The sequence below is a fragment of the Phenylobacterium sp. genome, from assembly GCF_036821595.1.
GTDB lineage: Bacteria > Pseudomonadota > Alphaproteobacteria > Caulobacterales > Caulobacteraceae > Phenylobacterium.
The window spans coordinates 1-9647 of the sequence record NZ_DAISJG010000074.1 but is presented as its reverse complement, the minus strand read 5'-3'; the positions used below and the strand labels follow the sequence as shown (position 1 = coordinate 9647).

Genomic DNA, 9647 nt, shown 5'->3' with positions numbered 1-9647 from the left:
AGGGCGCTAGATTCGTGGCCATGAACGCGCAACTCGCCAAATTCGCCATCGGCCAAGTGGTGCGGCATCGCGTCTATCCGTTCCGCGGCGTGATCTTCGACGTGGATCCGATGTTCGCGAACACCGAGGAATACTGGCTGTCGATCCCGGAACACATCCGGCCGCACAAGGACCAGCCCTTCTATCACCTGCTGGCCGAGAACGACGACAGCTCCTACGTCGCCTACGTCTCGGAGCAGAATCTGGTCCCCGACGACTCAGGCCAGCCCGTGGGCCACCCGCAGGCGCAGCTGCTCTTCGAGTCGTTCCGCGAGGGGCAATACAAGCTCCGCCCGCGCATCAGCCACTAGGCGGGACGCCGGCCCCGGACGGGGCCCGCGGTCACTGGAAGGTTCCGACCCAGCCGCGCATGGAGATGACGGCTTTTCCGGCGATGCCGTCGCTCAGGGTGACGATCACCATGGTGCTGAGGGGGAGCGGGCCAGCTATTCCCTCGCACTGGTCGCGGCTCGCGGCGAATGCGGCCTGGACCTCCTGAACCGTCGCCAACACGTCCGCCGAGCCGGCCGTGACCCATTCGACGCCCGTGAACATGCTGATGTCGACCATCAGCGGATAGTCGGCGCCGTACACACGTTCGAGATAGGACGTTTCAGGGACCTCGACCCAGCCGGATCGGCTGTCGCCCACGCGCCATTGGGCGTGAGTGAGGACGGGGATCAGCAGCGGCGCGGTCTTCGTCTCGTTGAAGACGCGGACGGTGTTCTGCCCCCAGTTGCACGCCGCGCTCGCCGGACCGGCGACGGCGGCGATGATCACCGCCAGGGCGCCGGCCGCCCGCGCGCTTCGACGCTTCATCATTCCAACGTTCTCCGACCCACGATCCGCGAGCGCGAAGGTAGAGCTTGTTCCGTGGGCTCAATCAATCCGCGACGCGTCCCGCGTGGCGGAAAAATCTTTCCACGACTCGCCAAAACCGCGGCCACTGAGAACGGAACTTCCGCGCGGACCGGTCCATTCTCGCCCCATGAGCGCTGACGGCTTCGCGAATGGCCCGCCCCCCGGCGCGCGGGCCGACTGGACCATCGACCAGGGCTGGGAGAGCTATACCCAGGCCGAGCACGACGTCTGGATCACACTCTATGAGCGGCAGGCGACGCTCCTGCCCGGCCGGGCCGCCGATCCGTTCCTGAAGGGGCTGGAGGCGCTCGACCTGCACCGGGCGGGCATCCCCGACTTCGCCCGCATCAACGAGGAGCTGAAGCGGCTCACCGGCTGGACCGTGGTCGCCGTGCCAGGCCTCGTGCCCGACGACGTCTTCTTCGACCACCTCGCCAACCGCAGATTTCCCGCGGGCCAGTTCATCCGCAAGCCGCAGGAGCTGGACTACCTGCAGGAGCCGGACATCTTCCACGACGTGTTCGGCCACGTGCCGATGCTGACCGATCCGGTTTTCGCCGACTACATGCAGGCCTATGGCGAGGGCGGGCGGCGCGCGCTGGGCTTGGGCCGGCTGCACAACCTCGCCCGACTCTACTGGTACACGGTGGAGTTCGGCCTGCTGCAGACCCCGGGGGGCCTGCGGATCTATGGCGCTGGCATCGTCTCGAGCTTCGCGGAATCGGTCTTCGCCCTGGACGACCCCTCCCCCAACCGCCTGGGCTTCGACCTGGAGCGGGTGATGCGCACGCCCTACCGGATCGACGACTTCCAGCAGGTCTATTTCGTGATCCCGTCGCTGCAGGCCCTGCTGGACGCCACCCTGCAGGACTTCGCGCCGATCTACGCCCGGCTGGCGCGGGCCAAGGACATCCCGATCGCCGCCATCGACCCGGCCGACCAGGTCTTCACCCGCGGCACCCAGGCCTACGCCGAGGCCGGCGGGCGCGCCGCCTAGTAGTCCCGCCGCCAGCGCACGGCGAGCTTGGAGCCGCCCTGCCCGGTGAGGCGCGAGATGATCGCCAGGTTGCGGGTCACCCGCCATTCCACCTGGGCCGCCGTGCCCTCGCGTCCGCCGCCGATGATCTCCAGGTAGACGTCGTCGGTGATGTACTTGCCGCCGGCCACGGTCATGGCCGACTCGCCGCCGCCGCCGAACGCCAGGCGGTCGAGGCCGGCGAAGGTGCGCAGGTTGCCGATCACGTCGAACCCGCCGCCGCCGGCCAGCGCCGAGATCGCCGAGGCGAGCTGGGCGGCCTCGATGGGCGAGAGCTGCGAGGCGGAGCGGCCGAACAGCACCTGGGACAGCACCTCGTCGTTCGGGAGCGTGGGCGTCGAGGTCAGGGTCACCTCCGGACGCGCCGCGGTGCCGCGGATCCGGACCACGGCGGTCAGCGAGGGGTCGTCGCGGGTGGCCGTCAAGTCCAGGCGAATCTCGCCCGGCCGGGTCGACAGGTACACCACGCTGCGGGTGTCGAAGATGAACCGCTTGCCGGCGAAGTCGTAGTCGCCGCGCACCACCCGCGCCGTACCGCTGAGCTCCGGGCGTGAGGTCGAGCCGCCCACATGGGCGTCGAGGGAAAGCTCCACGTCCAGACCGCGGCCGCGCAGGAACACCTGGTTCGGCGCGCGGAGGCGCACGTCCAGCGCCCAGCCGTCGCCCCGGCGCTGCGGGGGCGGCAGGGAGACGGCGAGCTCCGCCGGGCGGTTGCGCTCCACCACGTCCATGGCCACCACGCCCGACGGCGTCGGCAGTTCGGCGGCCACCTCGGCCTCGTCGATGGTCAGGTCGCCGGAGAGGCGGACCCGACCGTCCGCGCCACGGTCGATGGTCACCGGCCCGCTGGCGTTGGCGGTGGCCTGGTCGTTGTCGATCAGGCGGAAGTTGTCGAGGTTCAGCCGGAAGCTGGAGACGCCGTTGCGCGCCAGGCTGATCCGCCCGGCGCCGGCGACCGAGCCGCCCTGGGCGTCCACTCCGGTGGCGCGGGTGACGTTGACGGCGCTTTCGGCGAAGTCGGCGCGCAGAGAGACCTGGCGCAGCGACAGCCCCGTCTGGCCGTCGTCGAAGCGGCCGCCCGTGACGGTGATCCGCCCGGCCGCCTGTGGCGCGGCCAGCGTGCCGCCGAGCGTGCCGGCGGTGGAGACCTGCCCCGAGAGGCTGCGCTCGCCGCCCACCAGGAGGTCCCACAGCGGCCGCACCTCGCCCTCGGCGGCGAAGCGGCCCTGCATTGGCCGCTGGCGGGCGATCGCCAGGCGGAACGGCGCCGCGGAGGCCTCGGTGGGCAGGACGAGGTAGGTGGTGGCGCGCAGCCCCTGCTCGTTGGTGGCGGAGGCCTCGAGGGTGAGGCTGGAATCCGCCAGCCGGCCGCGCACGACGCCGTCGATGCCGGCGGTGGCCGGCGAGCCGCGGCCGCGCGCGTCGCTGAGCCGGGCGTCCACCTGGCCGGTGAGCGCCGCGCCGCGGCCCTGCAGGCTCAGCGTCCCCTCCACCCGGCCGGCGAGGTCCTGGTCGAAGAGGCCCAGGCCCAGGCCCGCGACCTCGGCCCGGACGTCGGCGAGGTCGCCGGCCAGACGCCCGTCGAGATTGATGCGGCCGCCGTCGGTGGCGGCCAGCCGCACGCGCGCGCTGCGCTCCGGCCCGCCGAAGCGGAGGACCGCCGTCTCCACGGTGCGCAGGTTGCGGTCGCCCAGGCGGCCCGCGCCGTCGAAGCTCAGGGCGTAGCCCGGACTGGTCTCGGCGAGCAGCCCCCGTCCAGCCAGGTTCCAGCGTTCGGCCCGGGTCACGCCCTCCGCCTCGGCGGTGTAGGGGAGCCGGGCGAGCGGCCCCTCGGCGGAAATCCGCGCGGTGCGGACGACCGTGCCGGAGCCCAGCGCCGTGCCCTGGACCGTGAGATCCAGGTCGGCCCGCGCCCCGCCGGCGGCGTCCACGATCCGGGCGGTCCCGGCGATGCGGCCGGACTTGATGAAGGCCCCCGGCGCCACCTCCACCGTCAGGTCCGCGGCCGAGGGCGTGCGCCGGCGCAGCGAGAGGGCGCCCGCGGCCTTCAGCCCGCCGGCGTCGACGGTGAGGTTGGTGAGGTCCACGCCGCCGGCCGGGAAGCGGAAGTCGGAACGGGCCTGGGCCGCCCCGTGTTGGCTCTGCGCCGTAATGGCGACGGCGCCCGACGAGCCGTCCGGCCGGCGCAGGAAGCTGAGCGTGACCTGTGCGTCGCGGAGCGGCAGGCGCGGGACGTCCACCTCGTCGATGCGGGCGGTGAGGTCCGCGCGGGGGGCGCCGAGCGTGCCGCTGATCGCCCCGTCGCCGCGGGCGCGGCCGGTGATCTCCACGGGTCCCGCGCGGAAGGGACCCGCCGCGTTCCAATCCAGCTTGAAGGCGAGACCCCCGTCGGCCGCCAGCACCCCCGCCGTGGAGGCGTCAAAGGCTGCGCCGTCGAGCGCGGCCTTGGCCACCGCCACGCGGCGGCCCTGGACGTTGGCCTGCAGCGACAGCCGCGGCGCCCCGCCCAGCAGCCGGTCGAGCTCGGCGAAGCCGGTGGCGAGCCGCTGGCCGCGGGCGTCCACGTCGAAGACCCAGGGCCTGCCGGCCCCGGACTGGGTCGCGCTCCAGGTCGCGCTGGCCTGGCCCGAGGCGCCGGGCCGGGCGGCGGCGAGGTTTGAGACCAGGGCCCGGCCCTTGAGGTTGAGCCCGCCCAGCAGCCCGCGCCCGCCGCTCGCCTCGACGTCGAGGCCGCGGCCGTCGAGCTCGAGCGAGCGCAGGGCGAGGCGGCCGTCGGCGAGTCGCGAGCCGTCGAGGCTGGCGCGCGGCGCGCCGCCCAGCACGGCGGCGACGAAGCCGGTCCCGCTCCCGCCGCGCCCGGCCAGCTCGGCCTCGACGTTGACCGCCCCCGCCCGGGTCTCGATATCGATGGGGCCGGAAACCTGGGCCAGCCCGTAGCCGCCCAGCCGCAGCTGCGACACGGAGCCGGAGCCGGCGAAGCGGTAGCCGGCGGCGCCGCCGGTGAGCACGCCGGTGACGCGGGTCGCCCCCATCTGCGGCCCGCCCACGACCTGGGACAGGGAGCGCGTGGTGGCCGTGAGGGTCAGGCCGCGCGGCCCCAGCCTGCGCTCCGCGAGGTTCCCGAGGCCGACCGCCTGCACCGCCAGGTTCTCGGCGGTGAACCGCCCGTCCAGGGCGTACAGGTCAGCGCCCGACTTGCGGCCGGTCACCGTGAAGGCGACCTCAGGCCCCAGCCGCTCCGCCCAACGGCGGGTCAGGGTGGAGGCGGTCAACGACAGCCGACCGCTGGCCTGCCCGCCGGCCTCCGTCCAGGCGCCCTGCGCCTGCAGCGGCCGGAGGCTGCCGGAGGTGGCGTAGGCGCTGAACCGCCCCGCGGAGCCGGCGCCGTCGGCGGCGGCCTGCAGGGCGAACGGCTGGTCGGAGGCGAGGCCGAGCGCCCCCGCGAGCGCCCCGCCCCGGGCTTCCAGCGCGTCCACCCGCAGCCGAAGCGGCCTCGCCGGCCCGGCGTCGATGTTCAGGTAGAGGTGGTCGCCCGGATGCAGCACGCTGAGCGCGCGCACGTCGGCCTTGCGCCCCCCGCGGCGCTCGATGTCCAGGGCCGCGGCGAGGTCGTAGACGCCGCGGCGGTAGCTGAACGCCGGCAGCATCTCCACCCGCGCGCGGGCCTGCTCGATCTCGAAGGACACCGGCAGGCCGCGGTCCTTGCCCTTAGGCGTCAGGGTGGGCCGGCGCAGGATACGGATCGACTGGGCCTCGATCGAATCGGCATGGAAACGGCGCCTGAAGAGTTCGAGATAACGCCATGTGAGATGGACGTTATCGGCCTCCAGCCACACGCCCTCCTCGTCGCGGATGGTGAGCTTGCGTACGCTGAAGTCACGCCAGACGTCGCCCGACAGTCCCTCGATCCTCAGCCGCCCGACCCGGCCGACCTTGAGCCCGTCGGTGCGCGCCTCGATGAGCAGGCGGGCCTGCGGCAGGAGCACGCCGTAGCGCGTGCCGGCGACGAGCGCGGCGAGCAGCACGAGCAGGCCCAGGCAGACGGCGACGACCGCCTTCGGGACCGCCGAGCGCTTGAGCGCCTCCGCCGGCGCGGGCGTGTCGCCGGCCTCGCTCAAAAGCTCTGCCCGATGCTGACGTAGATCTGGAACGGCGCGCCGCCGTTGCGCTGGGTGACCGGCGTGGCCACGTCGACACGGATCGGGCCGAAGCCCAGGTGGTAGCGGACGCCTATTCCCGCGCCGACCGCGAAGTTGTCGAAGTCCGGCGTCTGGTCGGACCCTACCGAACCGCCGTCCACGAAAGCGGCCACTTCCCAGCGCGGGGTGATCTGGCGGCGCAGCTCCACCGAGGCCTCGAACAGGGAGGCCCCGCCCTGCGGGGTGCCATCGGCGAGTCTCGGCCCGACGTCCTGGTAGCCGAAGCCGCGTACCGAGCCGCCGCCGCCGGAGAAGAAGCGCCGGGACGCCGGCACCTGCGGGATCTGGCCGTTGACCATCACGCCCAGGCGCAGCCGGCTGGCGACCACGGTGCGGGCCTCCTGGCCGAAGGGCCAGTAGTGCGAGCCCTGCGCCTGGATGCGCACGTACGGCAGGTTGGTCTCGCCGACGATCAGCGTCGGCTCGGCCCGGACATTGGCCCGCCAGCCGCTGCGGGGGTCCAGGGGATCGTCCGACCGGTCAACGGCGAAGTCCCCGAGCGCCGCCACGGTCACGAGGTCGCGGCCGAGCGGGGTGAGCTCCTCCAGGCGCAGCTCCTCGGTGCGGCTGACGTCCACCGAGCCGCCGAGCGTCACATAGGAGCCCTGCACGAAGGAGGAGGTCCGGCCGAACCGGCGGGTGACGTCGGCTCGGACGCCGACGCCCGTCTCGTCGTAGGCGTCGGTGGTGACCTTGTAGGCCGCCGCCGAGCCGGTCAGGGTCTGCTGCGGGCGGCGCCAGTGCGGCAGGGAGACGGTGGCGCTGAGCCGTGAGTCCAGCTCCGACACCCGGCCGAGCAGCGACAGGGTGTCGGCCCGGCCGAGCCAGTTGTACCGGGTCCAGCGCGTCTCCACGCCGCCCCCCTCCTCCGTGGCCCAGCTCGCGCCGACCTCGAGGGTGCGACGCTTGCGTTCCGCGAGGCTGACCACCACCGGCCGGTGGCCCTCCGGCGTCTCCCTCGACTTCGGCGCGAGCGCGACGGTGACCGACTCGTAGACGCCGGCGTCGAGCAGCCGCCGCTCGAGCTCCGCGACGGCCTCGGGGTCGTAGGCCTGGCCGGGCCGCCACGGCGCCAGCCGGCTGACCCAGGCCGGATTGGTGCGGCCGTCAGTGGTCAGGTCGATCCCGTCCAGGCGCACGATCTCGCCCGCCGCGATGCGGTAGGTGGGGCGCACGGTGTTGTCGGCGTGGTCGACGATCACCTCGCGCGGCTCGGCGCGGACGTCGGCGTAGCCGCGCTTCTGGATGGCCGCCACCGCCCGGCCCTCGGCGCCCACCACCTCGACGGCGCGCCCCGGCTGGCCGGGGGCGAGGGAGAGGGCGTCGGCGGCCGCCTGGCCCGCCTGCGGCTCGGGGGGCTCGCCGACCCAGCTGATCTTCGGCTCGGCGACCGTGAAGCGCGGGCCGGGCGTCACCCGCACCAGGGCGGCGGGCGGCTCGGTGTCGCTGACGTCAGGCTCAACCACGTAGGCGTAGTAGCCCTCGGACCTCAGGACGGCGATGGCGTCCTCGGCGGCGGCGCGGGCGCGCCGGCGGGCTTCGAAACGGTTCTCCACGGGACGGCCGGTGTCGCCGATGGCCCGCTCGATGGCTTCACGCAGGTCCGCGTCGAGCTCGCCTTCCACCGTGGCGCGCGGCTCGTCGGCTCGCGCCGGCCCGGCGAGGGCGGCGCACAGGGCCGCCGAGGCGGCGACGGCGTAAACCAGTCGACTCAAAGCCCTAGTTTCCCCAAGCGCCCCCAGCCCGGTTTAACCGCGCGCCGCAGCGCTGTCACGGCGCCGCTACGCGGTTCCCCTTCCAGATGTCGCAGGTGATCGGCTGCGGCGTTGTGCGGCGGCGCGCCGCCGATTCCCATCCTCTAGAGAGTTGTCCGGAAGTAAACAAGCTCTGCGGTTGCAGACTCGGCGCCAACAAATCCGGCGCAAATTTGGCAAATGCGGCGGCCGGACGCATGTGGAAGGTCACAATAGCTTGTGATCATAAGTCCAAGCGTCACAACAGACTGATGTTGCCGCACGGAAACGTCTCCCCTAATTCGGCAGGACCGCAGGGGGGAGCGCCGCTCGGCCGCAGGGCCGTCGGACCTCCACACAACTCACCAGAACCGCCGAGGGTTTCCGCATGGGCTACCGGAATTTTGCGGGCGCGATGCTGCCTGACACCAACCAGTGGGGCGTCCGCTATGTGAACGGCTCCTGGGCCAACGAGACGCTCAACGGATCGGACGGCCCCGACCAGTTCGAGGGCGGCGGCGGCCGCGACACCCTGGTGGGCCACGGCGGCGACGACTTCTACTGGGTCCGCGACACCCGCGACACGGTCGTGGAATGGGCCGGCGGCGGCGTGGACACCGTCAAGATCTGGTCGTCCTACACCCTGCCCGCGAACGTCGAGAACCTGATCGTCTTCGGCCACGGCAGCTACGCGGCGGGCAACGATTCCGACAACATCATCCAGGGTCTGGACGGCGACCAGTTCATCTATGGCGGCAAGGGCGCCGACGTGCTAATCGGCGGCGCGGGGGCCGACACCTTCCTGGTGCGCCAGGGCGAAGGGAACAAGGTCATCGAGGACTTCCAGTCCTGGAGCGACAAGGTCCGGCTGATCGGCGGCGAGCTCAACACCTTCGCCGAGGTGAAGGCCGCGATGACCCAGCAGGGCGCCGACGTGGTGCTCAACGACGGCGGCACCCAGATCCTGTTCCGGAACGCCAGCATCGGCCAGTTCGCCGAGCGCGACTTCCAGCTGCCGATCGAGTACCGCGCCCTCGGGAACCCCACCTTCCAGGACAACTTCGACAGCCTGCAGACCGGCACGGTCTGGAAGACCAACTTCGGCTACGCCGGTGACGGCCTGAACAGCTTCACCCTGCCGCGCAACGGGGAACAGCAGATCTATGTCGCTCCCGAGTTCAAGGGCACGACCGGCGCCCCCATGGGGCTCAACCCCTATTCGATCGACGGCGGCGTTCTGACCATCAAGGCCCAGCCGGTGTCCGCCGACCTGGCCGGGAAGATGTGGGGCTACCAGTACAGCTCCGGCATGTTGGATTCCCACTACCAGCAGACCTACGGCTACTTCGAGATCCGCGCCGAGCTGCCGCACGGCCAGGGCCTGTGGCCGGCCTTCTGGCTGCTCGGCGAGGGCAACAACGAGATCGACATCCTCGAGGGGCTCGGGTCGAACACCAAGATCCCGTACAACGCCATCCACTCGAACGCCGTGCCGGCCGCGGGCATGCAGAACTTCGTGCCCGACGACAGCGGCTTTCACACCTACGGCGCGCTGTGGAACGCCCAGGACATCATCTTCTACGTGGACGGGACCGAGGTGTGGCGCACGCCCACGCCGGTCGACATGCACCGGCCCATGCACATGATCGTCAACCTGGCGGTGGGCGGAAACTGGGCGGGATCGCCCGACGGGACGACGCCGTGGCCGGCCGAGATGAAGGTCGACTACGTCAAGGCCTGGAACCTGCCCGACCCCAACTGGACCCCGGGCCCGACGAC

General features: G+C 72.3%; 6 protein-coding genes. 3 read left to right on the top strand and 3 right to left on the bottom strand.

The features are described from left to right. Positions 1 to 20 precede the first annotated feature (20 nt). Entirely contained in the window at positions 21 to 350 is a 330-nt protein-coding gene (gene hspQ / locus V7Z97_RS17700; RefSeq protein ID WP_325460561.1) for a heat shock protein HspQ, read from the top strand. Between the two features lie 31 nt (positions 351 to 381). Here hspQ and V7Z97_RS17695 read toward each other — a convergent pair whose 3' ends face one another. Beyond that, on the bottom strand, positions 382 to 861 hold the full coding sequence (locus tag V7Z97_RS17695) for a hypothetical protein (protein ID WP_334164759.1): 480 nt from the start codon (positions 859 to 861) through the stop codon (positions 382 to 384). 166 nt (positions 862 to 1027) lie between these two features. Here V7Z97_RS17695 and phhA point away from each other — a divergent pair, with 166 nt between their 5' ends. Further along, positions 1028 to 1897 carry a phenylalanine 4-monooxygenase gene (phhA, locus tag V7Z97_RS17690; RefSeq protein WP_334164758.1) on the top strand — a complete coding sequence of 290 codons (870 nt, stop codon included), beginning with the start codon at positions 1028 to 1030 and terminating at the stop codon, positions 1895 to 1897. On the opposite strand, the gene V7Z97_RS17685 is transcribed toward phhA, so the two are convergent. After that, positions 1894 to 6054, bottom strand: a complete 4161-nt coding sequence (locus V7Z97_RS17685) for a translocation/assembly module TamB domain-containing protein (protein ID WP_334164757.1) — start codon at positions 6052 to 6054, stop codon at positions 1894 to 1896. The genes phhA and V7Z97_RS17685 overlap by 4 nt on opposite strands. Further along, a complete protein-coding gene (locus tag V7Z97_RS17680; protein WP_334164756.1) occupies positions 6051 to 7850 on the bottom strand; it encodes an autotransporter assembly complex protein TamA in 1800 nt (599 codons plus the stop codon). The genes V7Z97_RS17685 and V7Z97_RS17680 overlap by 4 nt, the downstream gene beginning before the upstream one ends. Before the next feature lie 433 nt (positions 7851 to 8283). Between V7Z97_RS17680 and V7Z97_RS17675 the strand changes: the two genes are divergently transcribed. Further along, positions 8284 to 9647 (top strand): family 16 glycosylhydrolase (locus tag V7Z97_RS17675; protein WP_334164755.1); only part of this gene is annotated, 1364 nt, incomplete at its 3' end.